Below are 22,853 nucleotides of genomic sequence, written 5' to 3'. Positions count from 1 at the left end.
GTGATGTTTTACGTGGTCCCTGCTTGGTATGCTCAAAAAGATTCAGAGGATTTGTCAGGACAAATTAGTCGGCCCTGGTATGAACCTGCGCGTTATCTGGATGATGACATGACGGGTTATTTACGTTTATTACAAGAGCATGGCCAAGAGAGTCAGTTAATCTTATTATCTTATTTACCTCAGTTGGATCAATTACTGCAGGAGGAGGCGTTATATGGTTTAGCTTATTGGTCTGTTTTTGATGTTTTACAAGATACAGTAGATGCCCCTCAGCGTTTTTTATCCTTCCGCGACCTGTTGTGGCCTGAACGAGCTGAGTTTGTTTACACCCCTTTTCTAGTCCAAGTTAGGTTAGACAATCGTCTCTTTGCTAGGGTAGAATTTGCTGCGGCTGGAAATTTACTGTGGATTGATTATTTTAATAATGACCAACTTTTTAAACGACTAGTCTATGACGCTCGGGGATTTTTATCTAGTCAAATCACCTACCAAGCTGGTCTCCCCTATTGCCAAGACTATTATAATTTGGCTGGTTCTTGGCAGTTTCGACAGTATTTACAGGATTCATCGGCCAAGCTTGTGATTAATCCAGTCCATCAAGACCGGTTTAAAGCCACTACTTATGCTTCAATAAAAGAACTGGTGGTTGAAAAATTGACGGCTTACCTGACTTCTCTGACAGCAGGACAGAAATTTCTCGTTGCTGCCGAGGCTAGAAACCTGGATTTGTTACAAGATTGGTTTTCTAAACATCAAGTTGCTCTCTCGTTTTGGGAAGACCGATTATCCCAGGCTACATTAACTCAAATAAAAGGTTCCTTGACGAGGGCCAAACTTCTGCTCAGCAATCGGCCCTTGACCTGGAAAAAACTGGAAAATAATCAGTTGCCCGCCACAAACCTTTTGCAAGCAGTAGGAGATAAGGGGACAGAATTTGGAAAAAGTCAAGAGTTGGCAGGGGTTTCCCTCTATCTTCAACTAGATGGTCTAGATCCTGAGACAAGAACCAGTCTTCTTAAACTTCTACTAGCTCAGGCTGAAACCTATTCGGGTTATGATGTGATTTTGGTTTCCCAGGAGCAAGACGCGAGAAAAAGAGAAGCGCTCAAGCAGTGGTTAAATGATTATTTTCCAGATGTTTCCTCACGCTTGCAATTGCGATTCCCAGCCAGTTCTTTTGAGCAAGTAAGCTTGTTGCAGCAGGCTAGACTTTTGATTGATCTGTCACCGAATCCTAATCTCAAGTTACAGGCCCAAGGGCTTAATTTGGGGTTGCCACAAATTGTTGCCTGTGAGACGCCCTATGTCGATCACTTGAAAAATGCTTATATCATTCATGATTTGCAAGAATTGCCTCAGGCCCTAGCTCATTATTTAACCAGATTGGATTATTGGCATCAGGCCCTGGCAGATATGGTTATGAAACAGTCACAATATCAGGGGCTGGCTTTGATTCATCAACTGAAAGCTGAATTAGACAAATGACAAAGGAAATTATTTTACAGATTGGATATGATAATTGGGCGGAACGCTATCCCATACCGGCTAATTTGGACTGGCGGCATGTTCATCCTGAAGCCTTAGTGGATTTGGTTGAGGCTAGACAAGACTTGCTTAATCACAATAAACAGTTGGAAGAACTCATGGAACAAGCAAGCCTGTCGTCTGATAATCATCAGGTGATGGCGGAGTTGGAGGCCCAAAAAGAACCGGTGCCAGACTATCGTTTGTTGCTAATTACTGATGATTTTTTCAGTGCTGACTTATCTGCTTTACAGGATTGGATTGAGGCTTATGAAGTCTTCTATCCTAGCGGTTTAAGGGTGACGACCAGTTCCTTGGCTGACTTTTTACGACAAAAAAAAGCCCAATCTTTTGATGAGCCCCCAGTTGAGTTTTTATTAACATTAAGTAAGATTAGCTTTAAAAAACCTTATGGTGCCAAACTTCCTCTTCGACACTTTTTATTGGCTCCTCAACTAAGGTGCTATCAAGTTTGCTACCAAGGTAGTGCCAGTTTACATCTGACAGGTGACTTTGGAAGGACTTATCGTTTTTTGGGAAATTTTTCTTACAATATCCCCTATGATAAAACCTCAAGTTTGGATTTTTGGCAAGAATTTACACTCGATGGAACTTGTGAATTGCTCATTAAGATTACGTTATTGGCTCAAGGGGCAGCTGGTCAAGTCCTCCATGAATGGCACATCAGCGGACCTGATTTGGCGGAACAGTACCATATTGATGCTAATCAGGAGGGTTATCTTGCGGTATCCTTATGGGTTAAAGGTCAGGGACAGCTCAATCTAGGACCACTCCATTATCGCTTTAGCCGAAAAGGTTATGGCCAATTTATCTTTGGAGGGCAACGTTATGCAGATGCCTCAGGTCAGGAATTCCATTATTATCTTAATCCCGGTGATGCCAAACCTCCTCTGATGGTCTATTTCTCGGGTTGGCGGACAGCCGAGGGATTTGAAGGCTTTCCTATGATGAAAAAACTAAAAGCGCCTTTTTTACTAATTTGTGACCCTCGCTTGGAGGGGGGGAGTTTTTATTGGGGAAGTCCTGATTTTGAAAATGCCATAAAAAAAGTCATTCAGGAAAGCTTATTGAGCCTTGGTTTTAAGGAGGGAGATGACCTGATTTTGTCGGGGCTGTCCATGGGGACTTTTGGCGCCTTATATTATGCTAGTTTTTTACGTCCCCATGCCTTGGTTTTGGGAAAACCCTTGACTAATTTGGGACAAATAGCCCTAAGAGAGCGCTTGGAACGGCCGGCAGGTTTTCCTACCTCTTTGGACATTTTACAAGGATTTGCTGGTGATTTGACCCCTCAATCAGCTAGCCAGCTCAATCAACGTTTTTGGCAAGTGTTTCAGTCGGCTAATCTGGCCCAGACGACTATTTATGCAACCTATATGACTGAGGACGACTATGATCAACGGGCACTCAATGATTTACTGGAAGCAACAAAAATTAATGGTGCCCGATTGGTAGCACGTCCTTGGCCTGGACGACATAATGATGGTACTAGGGAAGTGGCCACTTGGTTTCAACATCAGTATGGTCAGCTCCTGAAAGAGGATTTTGGAAGAAACGAAAAATGACACGATACTATGTGATTAAATGGCGAGAAAATCAGCAGTCTACTTATTTATATGGCAGTCAGCTGATTTGGCAAAAAGAAGCAGTACATGTGACCAATCAACTCATGCCGTCAGGACTGAGCTTCCATGAATGGCAGTCACGGACCAACTATCAGCGTGACCGTAGAGAACCGGAGCTCCCTCTCTTGCGCCCTGGAAAAACTTATCAACTTGAATTAGTCAGTGACCTTTTGGTGGGGTCCCTGCCTTATCTGCAAATCATTTGTTATGATCGCTGGGAACAAGAATTAGTCAAGATAACCATTAAAGAGGGTAGGGGAGATTTTGTTTATCCGACAGAGACTTATGATTACCACATCCGACTAATCAATGCGGGGTGCCAGTCCTTTCGGTTTCATCAGCTGGTGTTAAGGGAAGTAGATTAACTGAAAGAAGGGAGGAGGCAATGAGGACATCATATCAGTTAAGGCGACTAAAGCCTATTCTCGCTCAGATTAAGCAGGAAGCAAGCAAGCTCCAAAGCTTATCTGAGCAGGCTTTGCGGGAAAAAACGAGCCTCTTGAAACGGGCTTTTAACCAGGGTCAGTCACTTGACAATCTGTTGCCCCAAGCTTTTGCCTTAGCCAGGGAGGTGATTTTTCGCCAAAGGGCACTTTATCTTTATGATGTTCAACTCTTAGGGGCCATTGTTTTACATCAAGGAAATATTGCTGAGATGAAGACAGGAGAAGGCAAGACCTTAACTGCGGTTCTTCCTCTATATCTCCATGCCCTTACAGGAAAACGGACTTTTTTGATAACCCCAAATGCTTATTTAGCTCAGCGAGATGCTGCTGAAGTAGCTCCCATTTTTGACTTTTTAGGGATCACGTTGGGAGTGGCAGTCTGGGAGGGAGAAAAAGCTCCTGACGCCCAAAAGAAGCGGGCCATTTACCAGGCAGATGTGGTTTATACGACGAGCAGTCAGCTAGGTTTCGATTACTTGATGGACAATCTAGCTGATCGCCAAGCAAATAAATTTTTTCCATCTTTAGATTATGCTATTATTGACGAAGCGGACACCGTTCTCCTTGACATGGTTCAGACACCCTTAATTATCTCAGGAGCACCCCGTGTTCAGTCCAACCTCTATCAAATGGCTGATCAGTTTGTCAGCACCTTGGATGATAGGGGCATCTATTACCATGCGGGTAAGAAAGAAGTTTGGCTTACCGAAATCGGTATTAAGGAGGCCGAACGATTTTTCAATATAGAGCATTTGTATGCGCCGGCTTATTTTGATTTGGTTAGACATCTAATGCTGGCCCTCAAGGCCCATTACTTATACCTTAAGCAAAAAGATTATTTAGTTAAAAATGAGGAAATTAAGCTGATTGACCAACAAACAGGTCGCTTGCTAACAGGAACCAAATTACAAGGAGGGCTTCACCAAGCTCTTGAAGTCAAGGAACAGTTGCCCCCTAGCCCTGAATTGAGGACGGTAGCGACCATTACCTATCAAAATTTATTTCTCTTGTTTGAGCAATTGGCTGGTATGACGGGAACTGGTAAAACAGCAGAAGGTGAATTTTTAGAGGTTTATCAGATGGCAGTTGTGTCTATCCCGACTCATCGACCGGTTCAACGCCGTGATTTACCCGATCGTATCTATCCTAGTTTGACAGAAAAAATAGGAGCTGTCTTAAGTCTTGTTCAAGCTTGTCATAAAAAGGGGCAACCAGTCCTACTGGTGACAGGATCCTTGACCATGTCTCAACTTTATTCTAACCTGTTACTGAGTCAGGGATTGGCCCATACGCTTTTAAATGCCAAAAGTGGTGCTCGGGAAGCTGAGATTATTGCTGGAGCGGGAGCTTATGGGGCCATAACCATTGCAACGCAGATGGCAGGTCGAGGCACTGATATTATCTTAGAAGCAGGTGTTCGGGAGCTTGGCGGTTTGGCAGTGATTGCCACCGAACGTTTTGCTAATGAACGAATTGATTTACAAATCAGAGGACGAGCAGGACGACAGGGTGACCCTGGCTTTAGCCAGTTTTTCGTTTCTTTAGAGGATGACCTTTTGGAAGAATACGGCAACAAGCGGCAGCTTAAAAAATGGCGTCAATCTGGTGGAAACAAGAGATACAGGTCTCTTTACCGTCTGGTCAAAGAAGCCCAGGCCAAGAGTGATAAACTCGGACAACTCCAAAGAGCGAATGCTCTGGCCTTTGACAAAAGTATTAAGTTCCAAAGAGACCTGGTTTACCACCAACGCGATGCCTTATTGAGAGAAGATCAGCTTCAATTAGACCTAGAACAGCTGGTTGAACAAGCGCTACACCGCCTTTTTCAATCGGAAAATCTGTCTGAGCAGGTGGTGGAGCGTTATATCTTGGATCATGTTTCCTATCGGTTCCAATCCTTACCTTCTCACTTGGATCTGCAGGATAAGATGGCTTTAAAAGCCTACACGCAGCAGTTGATTAGGGACAAAATCGAGCAGAAACAGCGGTATCTAGGTCAGGATTTTGCAGTATTTCTCCGTTTGGCTAGCTTGAAGGCCTTGGATGAAGCCTGGATTGAAGAAGTTGATTATTTGCAGCAGTTACGCCTTGTTTTGAGCGGGGTGTCGGCTAGTCAGACCAATCCCTTGTTTGACTATCACCAACAGGCGCATCAAGCCTATCTCAAGATGCAGGAGCGCGTGCAAGACTATTTGTTAACCTATCTTTGTCTAAGTGAGGTTGAAAAAACTTCAAATGGACGACTTATCATTTACTTTGGTTAGGAATTATATGACAGTTTACAATATTAATTTAGGAATTGGCTGGGCCAGCAGTGGGGTTGAATATGCTCAGGCTTATCGGGCCCAATGTTTACGTCAGTTAGAAATAGAGAGCAAGTTTATTTTTACTGATTTTATTGGTCAGGATAATATTATTGATTTAACCCGTAATATTGGTTTTCGAGATGAAGAAGTTATCTGGCTTTATTTGGCCTTTACGGATCAAAAATTAGCGCCGACAAGTTTCACCTTGGATGATTTATTAACCCAATATGATGGAGAAGTTCATCGAACTGAGCGTCAAGGTAAACGGGTTCGTTTCTTTGATGACGTCAAGAACCAGTTTGTGACGGCCTATCTCAAGGATGAGAATCAAGATATTGTGCATCGGGTCGAATACGTTTCACGGGGTTGTGTGATCAGGAAGGACTTTTACTCCTACACTAAAATGTTTACTGAATTTTATTACCCCAAGCAAAATAAGGCCCATCTCTACCAGCGTTCTTATTATAATGAAGATGGTAGTGTGGCCTACGATGAAATCATGTCAGATACGGGTTCATTTTTCCGTTTTCCAGACCGTCTGCTCATGTCTAAGGAAGAGCTAGTGGCTCATTTTTTGGACAAGCTAGCCTTGACGAAGCAAGATACCATTATCTTAGATCGGGCAACAGGCATTGGTCAAGCTGTTTTTCGCCATGTTAAACCTGCTCGTCTAGGGGTGGTGATTCATGCGGAACATTATGTCAAAGGAACGGAAGAAGAGGGCCACTTGTTGTGGAATAATTATTATGAATACCAGCTGTCGTATGCGCAACATGTTGATTTTTTTGTCCTGGCAACTGACAAACAAAAGCAGGTCTTAAGTCAACAATTGAGAGAGTTGGGAAAGCCACTTCCACGTCTGGTCACCATTCCTGTTGGCAGTTTAGCAAATCTGTCCTATCCTAAGGGACAGCGCAAGGCTTATCATGCCATGACAGCTTCACGTTTGGCAACCGAAAAACATGTGGACTGGCTGGTTAAGGCCGTTATTGAAGCTAAAAAGAGCTTGCCCGACCTTATCTTTGATATTTATGGTCAAGGGGGGGAAGAAGCCCTGCTTAAACAAATCATCACTAGCCATCAAGCAGAAGGTTACATTCGTTTAAAAGGACATCAAGAGCTGACTGAGATTTATCAGAATTATCAGTTGTATTTGACCGCTTCTACTAGCGAAGGTTTTGGCTTAACCCTTTTAGAAGCAGTTGGAGCGGGCTTGCCTATGATTGGTTTTGACGTTCCTTATGGCAACCAGACATTTATTGCTCCAAATAAAAATGGTTACCTCATTCCTCAAATGGATGATCAAGATGAAGCAACTATTGTGGCTTCATTTGCTCAAGCGATTAAGCAACTTTTCCAGAAGGATAAGTTGTCAGATTTGGAGCAGGCCTCTTATCACATTGCCAGTGAGTTTTTATCGGAGAAAGTTGTTAAAAAATGGGAACGATTATTTAAGGAGTTAGCAGATGATTAATTTATTTGATACCTATCATCAAAAGAGCTGGGACCTGCATTTTTCCTTGCTCAAGTCAGGCTACCAGCACCCCACGGTGGTTTTGGAAGATAATGGCTGGTTGCCTGAAGATGTGACCTCTCCTTATCAATTCATGACCGGCTACCAGTTGAGCCAGGGAGAGCCTCTTTATTTTAACCAACTGGCCATTCCCGATTTCTGGGAGATTAGGGGAAATAGTCAGGAAGCCAATGTCTGGGACTACCATCAACGGCGGGCTGCTATTCATTATGCCACCCCTAAACATAGACGATTTATCCAACAAGTGGATTGGTTTGATAAATCAGGAAAAATAATCAGTAGTGACCATTATAATCGTAAAGGCTATCGTTTTGCCCAGTCAATTTATGATGCTAAAAATGGTGAATTGCTATCTAAAAGTTATTACGATGCCCAGCAGAAGGAGGTTGTTGTTGAGAATTATAAGACAGGTGATGTCATTATTAATTACAAACAACAGGTGAGTATTTTTCCATCACAGGTAGCTTTTTATGCCTATTATTTAAAAGAAGCAGGCTTCCAGCTAGACCGTATTTTTTATAATTCCCTAGGTAAATCTTTCTTGACAGCCTTTGAAAGCAAGGAAGCGCAAAATAACATTCTCTTTTGGCAAGAGGGGATAGGGGAGCAACTGCCTGCTAATATGACTTTTCTGTTGGATAGTAAGACGGTAAGCACGCAGATTGCTGTCCAAGATTCAGCTGTTTTTAAGAAAATCAAAAGCATGGTCCAGCCTAAAGACTTGCAGCACTTTTCTTATCTCGGCTTCCTCTACCCTTTCAAGCCAAATCAGTCCTTTTACCCTGAGGCCTTGATTGTCACGAATTCCGATCAGATTGAGCAGGTGGAAGAACTGATTAAGGATTTGCCAGAGTTAACCTTTAATATTGCGGCTGTCACAGAAATGTCTAGTAAATTGGTGAGATTGAAAACCTATGATAATGTTCGTCTTTACCCCAATTCTAGTCCAGCATCTATTGAGGAACTTTTTAAGAAATCAAGTTTTTACTTGGATATTAATTATGGGCGAGAACTACTGTCAGCCTGTCGGACTGCTTTCGAACGTGAATTACTTCTTTTCAGTTTTGATAAAACAGCTCATAATCGCCATTATGTGTCTTCCTCACAAGTATTTCAGACCAATGAACGAGAAAAACTGGTCGCAACCCTTCGCGCCTGCTTAACAGATCGTTACCACTGGTATAGTTTGTTAGAAAATCAGCGGGAACACGCCAATGTCTCAACCATTGATTTTTATCAGCAATTTTTGGGGTAAACCATTAACAATTACTTATTTTCTTTATGATTCTACTTGTTTATCCGTACATATTGTAGTATAATCAATCAGAAAAAGAAGAAAGTACGAAAAACAGTCGTTTCAAAGGAGAATTAAATGAAACATCGATCAGTTAATAAATTATTAGCCATCGTTGGACAAGAAACGCGGGTCATTTTACGAAAATCCGGTAAGCGCTGGATTAGTGTTTTATTGTCCAAACTCCATTTTGTTCGTATGATGGGTAAATCATCAGCCCAACAAGACTCCCAGATTTGTGCAGATGAGTCGCTCTTAGCTCAATCACCTTATTTAAAGGCCTTCCTGTCTTTAGGAGCTATTGGGGGAGGAGCCCTAGTCCACAATAATGTGTTGGCGGAAGAGCAACCAGCGGCCGAAGTGGCAACAACTGAACAACCTACCTTGGCAGAAACAAGGCAGGTTGAGGTGACCTTGAGTGCGACGGCAGACCCAAGCAGTCAGTCACTGCCTCAAACAGAAGACATCCCCTCCCAAGTTTCTCAATTAGCTACTTCTGAACAGGAGTCAGCTGCAGTGCCTGTGTCCGAGTCACAGAGGATGACTGACCTGGTTTCAGAATCAGAAAGCCAGATGTCAACTAGCTCTTCTCAGTCATCTTCGGAGTCAGAACAGGGTTCAGAATCTAGCAGCATAGATTCAACTAGCACTAGTCAAGTCATTAGTAACTTTAGAAGTTTTTCTGGTTTTCGTAGTGTGTCTTCAGCGACAACTAGGGCAGCTGAAACAGAAACGGTCACCACTATTACTGACTCAACGATAGCAAGCACAATTGGCTCTCAGGTGGATAGCGAGGGGAATCAAGTTCTTGTTTTCCAGGAATCAGATGCTAATGCTAAAACTCAGGGAAAAACCATTACTTCGGTTGAGGGCTACCTTAACCCACAAACCAATATTATTTCTTGGGTTGTTCGCTTCACTCCGCCAGGAAGTGGCCAAGCTTTCCCAGGGCTTTATGTGGCAGCAGTTTCCAATATGGGAGAGCCGCAAAATGTCAAGGTTAATGGCCAGCCAATTTCAAAAAATAACAATAACTATCGAACAGTTGACAGTGCTTCTACGACAGGAGAGAAAAAAGCACTTGGGGTGAACCTAACAACGACAGACTATTCAGGTCGTTATTGGGGAAATAATTATTCTCTCGGTGATACAATGATTCCATTGGGAAGTGAAGCTATTTTCACTTTTGAAACCCAAGTCGGTGACTCTCTAGCTAATGTCAGCATGTATGTCCAGGCAGCGACTAATACAAGAAATGATGTTCGGGCGACAGTTGATGAAAAAAATGGTAGCTCTAACCTCGGAGGGATGCTGGTTAATTATCGCACGTCGTTTACGTCCAATGAATATACCACTTCAGTATCCCATTCTGTTTCGCAATCACTATCAAATCGTGCCAGTGAATCTAGAAGTACTAGCCAGTCAATTAGTCAATCAACTTCCCAAGAACAATCGGAGAGTTTATCTGCCTCAACAAGTACGATTCACTCAACATCGGATTCGATTAGTCAGAGCACTTCACAGTCAATCTACACCAGTCAGTCCGAATCACTCAGTACCGTTGAGTCAACCTCATCCTCTGAATCAACAAGCTTGAGTCAATCTGAATCATTAAGTACAAGTGAATCAACATCAGAATCCGATTCTGCAAGTGCAAGTCAATCTGAATCACTAAGTACAAGTGAATCAACATCAGAATCCGATTCTGCAAGTGCAAGTCAATCTGAATCACTAAGTACAAGTGAATCAACATCAGAATCCGATTCTGCAAGTGCAAGTCAGTCTGAGTCACTAAGTACCAGTGAATCAATGTCAGCGTCAGACTCTGCAAGTGCAAGTCAATCTGAATCACTAAGTACAAGTGAATCGACATCAGTATCTGAATCAACAAGCTTGAGTCAGTCTGAGTCACTAAGTACCAGTGAGTCAACCTCAGTATCAGATTCAACAAGTGTGAGTCAGTCTGAATCATTAAGTACTAGTGAGTCAACCTCAGTATCAGATTCAACAAGCTTGAGTCAGTCTGAGTCACTAAGCACTAGTGAATCAACCTCAGTGTCAGATTCTGCAAGTGCAAGTCAGTCTGAGTCACTAAGTACCAGCGAATCAACCTCAGTATCCGATTCAACAAGCTTGAGCCAATCTGAGTCACTAAGCACCAGCGAGTCAACATCAGTATCTGAATCAACAAGCTTGAGTCAGTCTGAGTCACTAAGTACCAGTGAATCAATGTCAGCGTCAGACTCTGCAAGTGCAAGTCAATCTGAATCACTAAGTACAAGTGAATCGACATCAGTATCTGAATCAACAAGCTTGAGTCAGTCTGAGTCACTAAGTACCAGTGAGTCAACCTCAGTATCAGATTCAACAAGCTTGAGTCAGTCTGATTCACTAAGCACTAGTGAATCAACCTCAGTGTCAGATTCTGCAAGTGCAAGTCAGTCTGAGTCACTAAGTACCAGTGAATCAATGTCAGTGTCAGATTCTGCAAGTGCGAGTCAGTCTGAATCATTAAGTACCAGCGAGTCAACCTCAACATCAGATTCTGAAAGTGTCAGCCAGTCTGAATCACTAAGTACAAGTGAATCGACATCAGCCTCTGATTCAACAAGCTTGAGTCAATCTGAATCACTAAGTACAAGTGAATCAACATCAGAATCCGATTCTGCAAGTGCAAGTCAATCTGAATCACTAAGTACCAGCGAGTCAACTTCAGCGTCAGATTCTGCAAGTGCAAGCCAATCTGAATCAACAAGTGTGAGTCAGTCTGAGTCACTAAGCACCAGCGAGTCAACCTCAGTATCAGATTCTGCAAGTGTGAGCCAATCTGAGTCACTAAGCACCAGTGAATCAACCTCACAATCTGAATCAACAAGTTTGAGTCAGTCTGAATCATTAAGTACTAGCGAGTCAAGCTCACAATCTGAATCAACAAGCTTGAGTCAGTCTGAGTCATTGAGCACCAGCGAATCGACATCAGTATCTGAATCAACAAGTGTGAGTCAGTCTGAATCATTGAGTACCAGTGAGTCAACCTCAGCATCAGATTCTGCAAGTGTCAGCCAATCTGAGTCATTAAGTACTAGCGAGTCAACTTCAGCGTCAGATTCTGCAAGTGCAAGCCAATCTGAATCAACAAGTGTGAGTCAGTCTGAGTCATTGAGTACAAGTGAGTCAACTTCAGTATCAGATTCTGCAAGCTTGAGTCAGTCTGAGTCATTGAGTACAAGTGAGTCAACTTCAGTATCAGATTCTGCAAGTGCAAGTCAATCTGAGTCACTAAGCACCAGTGAATCAACATCTGCATCAGATTCTGCAAGTGCAAGTCAATCTGAGTCACTAAGCACCAGCGAGTCAACTTCAGCGTCAGATTCTGCAAGTGCAAGTCAATCTGAATCATTAAGTACTAGCGAATCAACCTCAGTGTCAGATTCTACAAGTGCAAGTCAGTCTGAGTCACTAAGCACTAGTGAATCAACATCAGTGTCTGAATCAACAAGTGTGAGTCAGTCTGAATCATTAAGTACCAGCGAATCGACATCAGTATCTGAATCAACAAGTGCAAGTCAGTCTGAATCACTAAGTACCAGCGAATCGACATCAGTATCTGAATCAACAAGTGTGAGTCAGTCTGAGTCACTAAGCACCAGCGACTCAGTCTCAGCATCAGAATCAACAAGTGCAAGTCAATCTGAGTCATTGAGTACAAGCGAGTCAACCTCAGTGTCTGAATCAACAAGCTTGAGCCAATCTGAGTCACTAAGCACCAGTGAATCAACATCAGTGTCAGATTCTGCAAGTGCAAGTCAGTCTGAATCACTAAGTACCAGTGAATCAACCTCAGTGTCAGATTCTGCAAGTGCAAGTCAGTCTGAGTCATTGAGTACAAGCGAGTCAACCTCAGTGTCTGAATCAACAAGCTTGAGCCAATCTGAGTCACTAAGCACCAGTGAATCAACCTCAGTGTCTGAATCAACAAGCTTGAGTCAGTCTGAGTCATTGAGTACCAGTGAATCAATGTCAGCATCAGATTCAACAAGTGCAAGTCAGTCTGAGTCACTAAGTACAAGCGAGTCAACCTCAGTGTCAGATTCTGCAAGTGCAAGTCAGTCTGAATCACTAAGTACCAGCGAATCGACATCAGTATCTGAATCAACAAGTGTGAGTCAATCTGAGTCATTGAGTACCAGTGAATCAACATCAGCATCTGAATCTACAAGTGCAAGTCAGTCTGAGTCACTAAGCACTAGTGAATCAACCTCAGTGTCAGATTCTGCAAGTGCAAGTCAGTCTGAGTCATTGAGTACAAGCGAGTCAACCTCAGTATCAGATTCTGCAAGTGCAAGTCAGTCTGAGTCACTAAGCACCAGCGAATCAACCTCAGTATCCGATTCAACAAGTGTGAGTCAGTCTGAGTCACTAAGCACCAGTGAATCAACATCAGTGTCAGATTCTGCAAGTGCAAGTCAGTCTGAGTCATTGAGTACAAGCGAGTCAACCTCAGTATCAGATTCTGCAAGTGCAAGTCAATCTGACTCACTAAGCACCAGTGAATCAACCTCAGTATCAGATTCAACAAGTGCAAGTCAGTCTGAGTCATTGAGTACAAGCGAGTCAACCTCAGTATCAGATTCTGCAAGTGCAAGTCAATCTGACTCACTAAGCACCAGTGAATCAAGGGCAGAGCTACATAATAGTAAGCTTTCACTCAAGGCTAGTGCAAGTAGTCAAGCCTTGGTAGCTGTTCAGCAGCAATTACCAAAAACTGGTGAAGAAGATAACAATGCCCTCTTATTAGGATTAGGTCTTGTTGGTGTATCCAGGTTCATGAAACGCAAAGACAAAAAATCTTAGTAAAATAAAAATCAACAGGCTTAAGGCTTGTTGATTTTTATTTACGATACTATTGACAAGTCAGATCAACTTGTGGTAAAATTCAGAAAATAAACGAAATAAAGGAGATGATTGAATGACCACACTGACCATGCCCAACTACAGTTATGGAGAAAATTGCTTCCAAGAAATCCCGCAAGTCTTAGCCGCCTATGGCTTTAAAAAGATTGTTTTTATCGGCGGTGAAAAAGCCTTGGCTAGTGCTCAAGAGGAAGTGAAAGCCATCTTGCTAGAACATAATTTTCAGGTGACAGGCAGCTTTATTTACGGCAAAGATTCCACTCAGGCCAATATTGACCGCTTGGCTAATCTTAAAGAGGTGCAAGAAGCAGAGCTCATCTTTGCCTTTGGCGGTGGTCAAGCACTAGACACAGCCAAAATGGTTGCCAAACAAGTCAAGAAACAAACCATGACCTTTCCCACCATTTGTTCCAATTGCTCCGCAGGGACAGCCATTGCTGTGATTTATAAGGAAGATCATTCGCTGGATACTTATGGTTATCCTGACGCTCCGCTTCATATCTTTATCAATACTAGAATTATTGCTCAAGCACCGGTAAAATATTTTTGGGCCGGTATTGCTGATGGTATTTCCAAGGCCCCAGAAGTGGCTAGAGCCAGTCAAGAGGCAGAAAAAAGAGGTGTCGTCCTTCCCCATACAGCAGTTTTGGGCCGAGCTGTTGCTTTATCGTCTAAGGAGGCATTTTACACTTATGGTCGCAAAGCCCTAGACGATGTAAAAGCTCAACGTCCCTCACTAGCTGTAGAAGAAATTGCCCTTGCCATTTTAATTTCTACTGCCTATGCGTCAAATTTAGTCAATCAACCTGAATTTTACTACAATTCTTGCCATGCCCACGCCTTCTATAATGGAAGCACTGCAGTTCCCCGAGAAGGAGAATACCTGCATGGTATAGTCGTTGCTTTCGGTGTTATGGTTCTTCATGCCTACTATGATGAGGAAGAAGAGCTTAGAAAAGTTGCTCAATTTAACAAATCTCTGGGATTTCCGACCACCTTGGCTGAGTTAGGCCTAACTATCGACGACTTAGATTCCGTCTTAGGCCTAGCCATGAAAACCTCGGAATATCAACACACACCATTTGACAGAGAAACATTCCATCAAGCCATCTTAAAGTCAGATAGTCTTGGCAGAAATTTATAAGAAAGAAAAAACCTTGCTCCTAAGGGGCAAGGTTTTTTAATAACAATAAAATCTATTCCCACTCGCTAACAGTCACATATTGATTGACTAGAGTAGTTGATTTTATAGCGTTTGATAATACAGTAAGTTAGTCTAAATTTGTTTCGTTTGTATCTTTTGGTGCTGAATTGGTGTTGATACCAGCTAGCCTTGTTAGGTCATTTTCTTTACCTTTGAAGTTAATGGCAATACGCTCGGCAAGTGAAACATCTACTTTATCGCTATAAACAGCTTCCAATAGACCATGGTAAAAAGGTTCATTTCCAGTTAAATCAATTAGTTGATGAGCCTTTTCAATTTCTAATCCAGCCTTTTTCATACTTTGGAAAGTATTGTACATAGTTTCCATTTTATCGTATAGAATAGCTTTTCTTTCCTCTTCGGTTTTATCTGTTACATCAATTACTTGTCCAGATGTTAGATAATCGGTTGTGGTATCTAGAATTTTTGCTAGTTTAGTGAGATAATCTAAATTTGGCTGGGTTTTACCTCTTTCCCAATCACTGTATGTGTTTTGCTTTATTCCAAGTTGTTCGGCTAATTCTTTTTGAGTTAGCTTTTTATTTTTTCTCTTTTCTTTTAATCTACCAGTGAAACTCAATATACTACCTCCTTTTTATCGAAAAAAACGATATTAAGCTTTACAAATATCTGGAAATCCGATATAATGATTTTATCGAATATTTCGATATACAAATTATACCAAACTATTCTAATGTTTGGCAAGTGAAAGTGAGGTACCAGCCTATGATTGCATGAAAAAAAGTCCTTGATTAAACAATCAAAGACTTATCAAAATAACTATGATTAGATTATATCATATCATGTCAAAATAGAAAAGGAGACAAGTGGATAAGGATTATAAAGACTATAAAGATATTATGCAAGCCACAGGTAAGTCATTTAGTGCCGTTAAACGGTGGCGATTAAAGATTGAGGAGTTATCTGGTTATGAGTTTAAGAAGGTCCGTATGCGTGTTAGTCGCAGGCGTGTGCAAGATGTCTTTCAATTTACTGATGAAGAGTTTGAAAAATTTATCAGACTATCCCATCGGTTAGATGAAACCAAAAACATGAACCAATCAGTAGTTGAGATTTGGGGCGACTTAAAGGCTCGTGAAGAACGCCAATTAAGGATTGATGTGGCTAACTTGAAAACAGGACAGGCTAAGCTGATACAGGCTCTTAATGACAAAACTAAAGAAATTACTTCCCTAACATATAGGGTCAAAAAACTAGAAGATGAGAGGGCTAACCTCGACAAAGAAGAAACAGAAGTACAAGGTTTCTTCTCAAAATTAAAAAAGAAAGATAAAAGGTAAGAACTAATGTCAAACAATAAATTTAAACTAACAAGCGAATTATCACTGAAAGAAATGGCTTTGGATGGCCGACAATTCGATATTCCTAAAAAAGTCTTGGTGGATTTTTCAAAAGCTCGCCCACGTTATCAGTACAAGGATAATAAACAAACAGATGTGGTTGAAGCTTACATCTTAGGGGCTATTGATGATAAGACTGCACAAGCTATTGAACAGGGGTTGATTGATATTGATATGGTTAAGTCAATTCGGTTAGAAGTCTTAGGTGGTTTAGATGATCTTGAGACAGCTATTGAGCAAGAACAGGTCGCCTATGTGGAATTGCTTGATACCAAGGTCATGGCTCAATGGGTCGCACAGGGTAGTCGTGGTGGCTTTCGTGAGTTGAAATTGGTCGCTAGTGGTTTGAAATGGTTGGTCTAGATTAAAAATTGGAGAAATTCAGTGAGTGAAGCCAGCACCCTCGCAGGCGGGGCGAAGACCCCTAGCCAGAGGGGGTGCGTTGGCTAGACACTCACGCTAAATTTGTCCAATTTTTAAGCAAAAAAGTTTTTTTAGCGTGAGTATATATCCATATATCCAAAATCCCATGCGCGCACCATTCTTGGACTTGACGACAGAATGGTGCAAAACAAGGAAAAGCCTTGATTTGACAGCGTTTAGGGGTAGGCAGAACCGAAGGTGCCAGCGGACGCGTTCCCCAAGAAAACGGCGAAAATCATGGATTTATACTTGGATATATACGTGGATATATTCTCGCAAAAAAGCTAGTATATATCCACTTTGAAAGAGTGTAGAAACATTTGCGACAATTAGAAAATTCGAGGAGTATAGATGGTAAAACGTATTAGAAACAGACGATTTTTATTTGAACAACAATTAAAAGCAGATTACTGGGATTGGTCAAGTGAAGAGAAAGCTTTATTTGATAACTGGCAGGAAAATAAGCAAGAAATCTTTCAGATAATTTTTGACCGTATCCGTCAGCTAGTAGAAGATGATGAGTTTGTCGAGGTTGCCCTCGTTGTCCATGATAAGGATATATCCTACGGAACAAAATTGGTAGAGCCACATATTCATGCTTATCTTGATTTTCCTAAGTTGATTGATTTATCACGTTTGGCTATGGCCTTAGGCTTGGGACGTGAACGATTAGAAACTCCAAAATCAAAAGGTGGTCGAGCCTATACCCGTATCAATGCCCTAGCCTACCTTATCCATGCCAAGGATAAGGACAAGTACCAATACCCTGTTAGTGATGTAGAAACTTTTGGCACTCTTGATTACGAACGCTTTATTGAACAAAATAGAGTAGATTTTGACAATTACGCGGCTACTCGAAAACGTGAAAAATCAGATGAAAGACTAGATTTAGTTTATGATCAGATCGTCCGTGGTGAGTTGACAGAAGACAATATTTTAGATGATGATGGCTTACGTTACTTATGGTCACATAACCAACAAAAATTTGATGAAGCTTTTAAGGCTTATGGTAAAATATCTTCTCGCTTAACCCTAAAAGCTATTGAAAGGGGAGATTTTAAGCCGACAGTTCTCTATATTCATGGCCAGTCTGGTGTTGGTAAAACGCACTTAGCTAATGAGTTAATTACAAGAATTGGTTTAAAAGCTAAGACAGCAGGTTATAACTGGAATAGATATGACGCAGGAACAAAAAATATTTTTGATGAGTATTTTGGTGAAGAAATTATCCTACTAGATGACCCACGCTATGATAGCCTATTGCCATCAGATTGGTTAAAACTACTTGACCCACTCAATAAGTCGCACTTATCAGCACGCTATAAGAATAAACTTGTCATTGGTCGTATTATCGTCATTACAAACTATATGAGCTTGTCAGAGTTTTTTGGACAAATTCCCAAAGAAGATCTCAATCAATATCTAAGACGTTTCCATAACGTGATAGAAATTACTAAACTAGGAACCATGAGACAACACCGCCTATCTGAAATCAGAGAACTAACCGTGCCGAATACAGATGGCTACAAGATGTTAAATTTTGGCGAGTTTGAAGTCTTATCTGATTATCAACAAGACCAGTTTTTAGATAAAATGTTAGAAGATTATATCTACCCTAGAATATTACCCAAACAAAGAAAAGATGTGACAGATGAAGGGGTAAATTAAAGTGAAAAATAGATTGGTTGTGTTCATGAGCGACAAGCTATGTTTGAAAGACGATTATAGATTCTGTTATGGTGGGATTAGGTCTTACTTTTTAAGACCTATCACATGGCAGAGCATAAAAAAAGAGATGCAGTCGAAGAACTACATCAGGGATTTATCAAAGTAACTAACTATATTTTAACATGAAAGGAAAATAAAAGCTATGTTTGTAGTGAAAAATGATTTAATGAAACTTGGTTTTAGTTCTTGGCAATCCTATATGCTTATTAGACAAGCTAAGGCTAAATTAGCTAGTCAAGGTTTAACATGGTATGAAAGCAAGGGATTGGGTCGTGTTCCTCTTGAAACAGTTGAGGAGATTTTAGGTGTGAAAATTGATGAAGAAAGTTTGAAAGATATGGGAGTAGAAAAACATGCCTAAGTTAGCAAATATCTATCCATTACCTAATGGGACATTTAGAGCGTCTGTGTCGCTTGGATTTGACCCTGTAACAGGTAAAAGGATACGGAAGTTCAAGAATGGATTCAAAACTCAAAGAGAGGCTCAAATTTGGCAGTTACAGGTACAATCAGACTTTGGTAAAGGTGCATTATCATCTAATAGTTCAATGACTTTCAAAAAATTTTTAGATGATTATTTTATTCCTGATTATCAAAGTCAGGTCAGGCAGCGTACTTTTGATATGACACGGTCAAAGTTTAGGCGATTAATCTATTTTGAGAATATGAAACTATCAGATATTCTTGCACCTCATGTGAAGCAGTGGCAAAACGCTATGTTCATTGAGGGATTGTCTAATAACTATATTCGCTCTGTTCATCAAATATTACAGCAAGTCTTTGATTTAGCTGTTCGGCTAGGTATGTTATCTAGTAATGTAGCTAAACAAGTTGGCAATGTGAAAAAAGACCGTCCAAAAGTTGACTTTTGGACGGTTGAAGAGTTTCAAAAATTTATTGGTACGTTTGACAAGTCTAATATTTATGACTTGCTCTACTTCACAACATTTTGGTTTTTCTTTATGACTGGTGTCCGCACTAGTGAATTACAAGCTATTGAGTGGTCAAAAGTAAATTGGGATACTGGCTCTGTTTTGATTGACTGCTCTATGTATTATAAGAATCAGAAAGAGTGGTATATTACTGATACCAAATCAATTTCTGGTGTTAGATTGATATATCTTGATGACGATACTCTTGAAAATCTAAGAGAATGGCAGAAAGTTCAATCTGAAATAGGTAATCACCGCTTTATCTTTACTTTGACGGACAGCCCTTTGGTAAAATCAACCTTAAAAAGGGTCTTACAGGTACATAGTGATTATGTTGGTATAAAAGCTATCCGGATTCATGATTTAAGGCATTCTCATGCTTTCTTTGGGTATGAATGATTTGGAAATGCAAAATCGCTTAGGACATGCTGATATTAAGACGACACTGGGCACGTATTCTCACTTACGACCGAATGCTATGAAAGAGGTTGCTAGTCGTATGACAGGGCAAGTAGTAGTTGCTGAAAACAATATCAGACCAAGTAAGTTCAATGGCAATCAACATCGCCAAAAATAGAAGTCGTGGCTTTTGGAAAACTAGCGTAGTCTGTTTGACAAAAACGCAGACTGGAAACAATCGAATTTTATTCGGTTGTTTTATTTTTTTTGGTGCTGAATTGGTGCTAATAGCAAAATAAAACCGCTGAAACACCTGATTTCATGCGGTTTTTTGAGTAACTTATTCTATTCCCACTCAACAGTTGCGGGTGGTTTGCTAGTGATGTCATAGACAATGCGGTTAACGTGGTCAACTTCGTTAACGATACGGACAGAGATTTTTTGCAGAACTTCCCAAGGGATTTGTGCAAAGTCAGCAGTCATGCCATCAACAGAAGTGATGGCTCTAATGGCGATGGTATAATCGTAGGTCCTACCATCTCCCATGACACCAACGGAACGCACACCAGTATTGACCGTAAAGTATTGCCAAATATCACGGTCAAGGCCGGCAGCAGCAATTTCTTCACGCAAGATAGCGTCAGATTCACGCACGGTAGCTAATTTTTCTTCGGTAATCTCTCCCATGACCCGAATGGCTAGACCTGGCCCAGGGAAGGGCTGGCGCCAGACAATCTCATCAGGCATGCCAAGGGCAGTTCCCAAGGCACGCACCTCGTCCTTAAAGAGGGTATTCAATGGTTCAATCAGTTTGAACTGCATATCCTCTGGCAGACCGCCAACATTGTGGTGGGATTTGATGGTTTGGGCAGTTTCGGTACCTGACTCAATAATATCCGTATAGAGCGTACCCTGAGCAAGGAAGGCAACATCTTTTAGCTTGCTAGCCTCATCATCAAAGACATAGACAAATTCGTTACCGATAATCTTGCGTTTTTGTTCTGGGTCAGACACCCCAGCCAATTTGTCAAGAAAACGGTTGGCAGCGTCAGCCTTGATGATATTGAGGCCAAATTTACCTCCCAGCATGGTCATGACTTGGTCAGCTTCTCCCTTACGCAAAAGACCATGGTCAACAAAGATACAGGTCAACTGGTCGCCAATGGCACGTTGCAGCAGGACACCAACAACAGATGAGTCTACACCACCTGATAGCCCCAAGAGAACCTTCTTGTCGCCTACAGTTTGACGGATTTTCTCAATTTCCATGTCAATGAAATTATCCATTGACCAGTCGCCACGAGCTCCACAAATATTGAAAGCAAAGTTACGCAACATGTCGTTACCATAGACCGAGTGACGGACTTCAGGGTGGAATTGAATACCATAAATCTTTTTAGCTGGGTTTTCAATAGCAGCGTAAGGGCAGTCAGCTGATTGACCTGTACGGACAAAATCCTCTGGAATTTCCGTTACAGCATCACCATGACTCATCAAAACCAACTGCTCAGCAGGTGTATCGGCAAAGAGGGCTGATTTTTCATCTTGGTTAAGGGTGGATTGACCATACTCACGATTACCAGCATGGCCCGCAGGGACAACTTTGCCACCCAAGGTGTGGGTAATTAATTGCATGCCATAGCAAATCCCTAAAATGGGAATACCTAACTCTAAAATTTCTGGATCAATATTGAATGAACCGTCAGCATAAACCGAATTTGGCCCACCAGACAAAATAATACCAATTGGATTAATGTCACGAACGTCCTGGGCTGATAACTGATGGCTCATCAATTCAGAGAAAACACCAAATTCACGAATACGGCGGGTAATAAGCTGATTGTATTGGCTACCGTAGTCAAGAACGATAATTTTTTGCAAATCAGCGGTTTGCGGTGAAATGTCAGTCATGATAACCTTCCTTTTTTTATAATACTTGTTCCATTGTATCATATTTTACGAGATTAAGGACAATTTTTCAAAAGTTTATCAGATAAATCCATATCAGAAACAGAAATATGCTAAAATAGGAGGAAGAGAATCAATAAGAGAGGATAAGTATGCTACCAGCCTATATACAGATTCGTGATAAGATAAAAGGAGACATTGACCAAGGTATTTGGAAAATCGGTAGTCGCTTGCCGAGCGAGCGGGATTTGGCCGAGCAATTTTCCGTCAGTCGCATGACCTTACGTCAAGCAATTACTATTTTGGTGGAGGAAGGGATTGTTGAACGTCGCGTAGGAAGTGGCACCTATGTGGCTAGTCAACGGGTACAGGAACGTATGCGGGGAACAACCAGTTTTACCGAGATTATCAAATCACAAGGAAAAACACCTTCGACACGCTTGATTTCCTATGAAAGAATTTTGCCGAATGAGCAAGAGGTTAAACACCTTAATATTCCTCCGAACTCTTACATTATTCGAATGGAACGGGTGCGCTATGCTGATGATCTCCCCGTAGTTTATGAAGTGGCCAGTATTCCTGAAAAAATTGCCAAACAACTAGACCGACAGGCTGTTAGTGAACATTTCTTTCAATCACTAATAGATGCGGGTTTTACTGTCGGCAAGAGTCAACAGACCATCTCAGCTAAAGTGGCTAATTCAAAAGTGGCTACAGACCTCCATATTGCAGAAGGATCGGCTGTTTTGACCCTTAAACAAAGTTCATTTCTTGATGATGGAACCTGCTTTGAATATGTTCGAAGCCAGTACGTGGCTGAGCGGTTTGAATTTTACCTGGAAAATAATTAAAAGAATCCATGAAAATAGATATTATAGGGTCTGTTGGTTCAAGAAAAACAACCTGGGCAAGATAACTTTCCAAGCTTTACCAGATCCTGCATTACGAGAAAGACAAGACCGTCTGGGAGCCAAATTCAACCAGTGATAGACAATGTGTACATGAAGAACAGGATAAAATTTCTTGAAGAGCAGTACCACGCAAGCGATTAAAGGAAAGTTTTCAGTCCGCTTGTTTCAGTGGTCTTGGGAGTATCAGCAAAATTGCTCCACTATTTTCCAAGAACTCGAACAGTACGGTGAGAAGTAGTAAGAAAGCTGAAGAAATCATTACTTATCATTTTAGGTCTGCTATTTCCCAAAAGTAAAAATAAATCGAGCCAAAACCTCAATAG

17 protein-coding genes are annotated in these 22,853 nt (G+C 41.3%); 15 read left to right on the top strand and 2 right to left on the bottom strand.

Going from position 1 to position 22,853, the window contains the following annotated elements; genetic code table 11:
- The first annotated feature begins 3 nt into the window (after positions 1 to 3).
- The 8 genes from asp1 to FRX57_RS01425 all read left to right on the top strand — a co-directional run bounded on the left by asp1 (position 4) and on the right by FRX57_RS01425 (position 14,808).
- Complete coding sequence (asp1, locus tag FRX57_RS01460; RefSeq protein ID WP_146565910.1) at positions 4 to 1,485, top strand: accessory Sec system protein Asp1; 1,482 nt, start codon at positions 4 to 6, stop codon at positions 1,483 to 1,485.
- Complete coding sequence (gene asp2, locus FRX57_RS01455) at positions 1,482 to 3,110, top strand: accessory Sec system protein Asp2 (protein ID WP_146565908.1); 1,629 nt, start codon at positions 1,482 to 1,484, stop codon at positions 3,108 to 3,110. Before asp1 ends, asp2 begins: the two co-directional genes overlap by 4 nt.
- Positions 3,107 to 3,535: an accessory Sec system protein Asp3 gene (gene asp3, locus FRX57_RS01450; protein WP_146565905.1), complete on the top strand. Its 429-nt coding sequence runs from the start codon at positions 3,107 to 3,109 to the stop codon at positions 3,533 to 3,535. The genes asp2 and asp3 overlap by 4 nt, the downstream gene beginning before the upstream one ends.
- Before the next feature lie 20 nt (positions 3,536 to 3,555).
- Positions 3,556 to 5,880: an accessory Sec system translocase SecA2 gene (gene secA2 / locus FRX57_RS01445; protein ID WP_146565903.1), complete on the top strand. Its 2,325-nt coding sequence runs from the start codon at positions 3,556 to 3,558 to the stop codon at positions 5,878 to 5,880.
- 7 nt (positions 5,881 to 5,887) lie between these two features.
- Positions 5,888 to 7,396 (top strand): accessory Sec system glycosyltransferase GtfA, encoded by a 1,509-nt coding sequence (gene gtfA, locus FRX57_RS01440; RefSeq protein WP_146565901.1) that lies wholly within the window; start codon positions 5,888 to 5,890, stop codon positions 7,394 to 7,396.
- Positions 7,389 to 8,711 carry an accessory Sec system glycosylation chaperone GtfB gene (gene gtfB / locus FRX57_RS01435; RefSeq protein ID WP_146565899.1) on the top strand — a complete coding sequence of 441 codons (1,323 nt, stop codon included), beginning with the start codon at positions 7,389 to 7,391 and terminating at the stop codon, positions 8,709 to 8,711. The genes gtfA and gtfB overlap by 8 nt, the downstream gene beginning before the upstream one ends.
- Positions 8,712 to 8,828: 117 nt before the next feature.
- On the top strand, positions 8,829 to 13,604 hold the full coding sequence (locus tag FRX57_RS07590) for a hypothetical protein (protein ID WP_186600807.1): 4,776 nt from the start codon (positions 8,829 to 8,831) through the stop codon (positions 13,602 to 13,604).
- A gap of 115 nt (positions 13,605 to 13,719) precedes the next feature.
- Positions 13,720 to 14,808: an iron-containing alcohol dehydrogenase family protein gene (locus tag FRX57_RS01425; RefSeq protein ID WP_146565897.1), complete on the top strand. Its 1,089-nt coding sequence runs from the start codon at positions 13,720 to 13,722 to the stop codon at positions 14,806 to 14,808.
- A gap of 127 nt (positions 14,809 to 14,935) precedes the next feature.
- Here FRX57_RS01425 and FRX57_RS01420 read toward each other — a convergent pair whose 3' ends face one another.
- Positions 14,936 to 15,448, bottom strand: a complete 513-nt coding sequence (locus tag FRX57_RS01420; protein WP_146565895.1) for a helix-turn-helix domain-containing protein — start codon at positions 15,446 to 15,448, stop codon at positions 14,936 to 14,938.
- 247 nt (positions 15,449 to 15,695) lie between these two features.
- On the opposite strand from FRX57_RS01420, the gene FRX57_RS01415 reads away from it, so the two are divergent.
- The 6 genes from FRX57_RS01415 to FRX57_RS07725 all read left to right on the top strand — a co-directional run bounded on the left by FRX57_RS01415 (position 15,696) and on the right by FRX57_RS07725 (position 19,889).
- A complete protein-coding gene (locus FRX57_RS01415) occupies positions 15,696 to 16,169 on the top strand; it encodes a hypothetical protein (protein ID WP_246100889.1) in 474 nt (157 codons plus the stop codon).
- A 6-nt stretch (positions 16,170 to 16,175) separates the two neighbouring features.
- Positions 16,176 to 16,592, top strand: a complete 417-nt coding sequence (locus FRX57_RS01410) for a hypothetical protein (protein WP_146565893.1) — start codon at positions 16,176 to 16,178, stop codon at positions 16,590 to 16,592.
- A gap of 411 nt (positions 16,593 to 17,003) precedes the next feature.
- Positions 17,004 to 18,320 (top strand): Rep family protein, encoded by a 1,317-nt coding sequence (locus tag FRX57_RS01405; protein ID WP_146565891.1) that lies wholly within the window; start codon positions 17,004 to 17,006, stop codon positions 18,318 to 18,320.
- 202 nt (positions 18,321 to 18,522) lie between these two features.
- Entirely contained in the window at positions 18,523 to 18,741 is a 219-nt protein-coding gene (locus FRX57_RS01400; RefSeq protein WP_146565889.1) for a DUF3173 family protein, read from the top strand.
- On the top strand, positions 18,734 to 19,711 hold the full coding sequence (locus tag FRX57_RS01395; RefSeq protein WP_246100887.1) for a site-specific integrase: 978 nt from the start codon (positions 18,734 to 18,736) through the stop codon (positions 19,709 to 19,711). The genes FRX57_RS01400 and FRX57_RS01395 overlap by 8 nt, the downstream gene beginning before the upstream one ends.
- 7 nt (positions 19,712 to 19,718) lie before the next feature.
- Positions 19,719 to 19,889, top strand: coding sequence for a hypothetical protein (locus tag FRX57_RS07725; protein WP_246100885.1), 171 nt, complete (start codon positions 19,719 to 19,721; stop codon positions 19,887 to 19,889).
- Between the two features lie 167 nt (positions 19,890 to 20,056).
- Here the strand turns inward: FRX57_RS07725 and guaA are convergent, their stop codons facing one another.
- The gene (gene guaA / locus FRX57_RS01390) at positions 20,057 to 21,622 is read right to left on the bottom strand and encodes a glutamine-hydrolyzing GMP synthase (protein ID WP_146565887.1); all 1,566 of its coding nucleotides are present in this window, start codon (positions 21,620 to 21,622) and stop codon (positions 20,057 to 20,059) included.
- Between the two features lie 149 nt (positions 21,623 to 21,771).
- Here guaA and FRX57_RS01385 point away from each other — a divergent pair, with 149 nt between their 5' ends.
- Positions 21,772 to 22,470, top strand: coding sequence for a GntR family transcriptional regulator (locus tag FRX57_RS01385; RefSeq protein ID WP_146565885.1), 699 nt, complete (start codon positions 21,772 to 21,774; stop codon positions 22,468 to 22,470).
- The last annotated feature ends 383 nt before the right edge of the window (positions 22,471 to 22,853 follow it).

Source organism: Streptococcus cuniculipharyngis (genome assembly GCF_007859195.1).
GTDB lineage: Bacteria > Bacillota > Bacilli > Lactobacillales > Streptococcaceae > Streptococcus > Streptococcus cuniculipharyngis.
The sequence above is the reverse complement of the archived record's forward strand: the minus strand, read 5'-3'. Positions and strand labels throughout refer to the sequence as shown.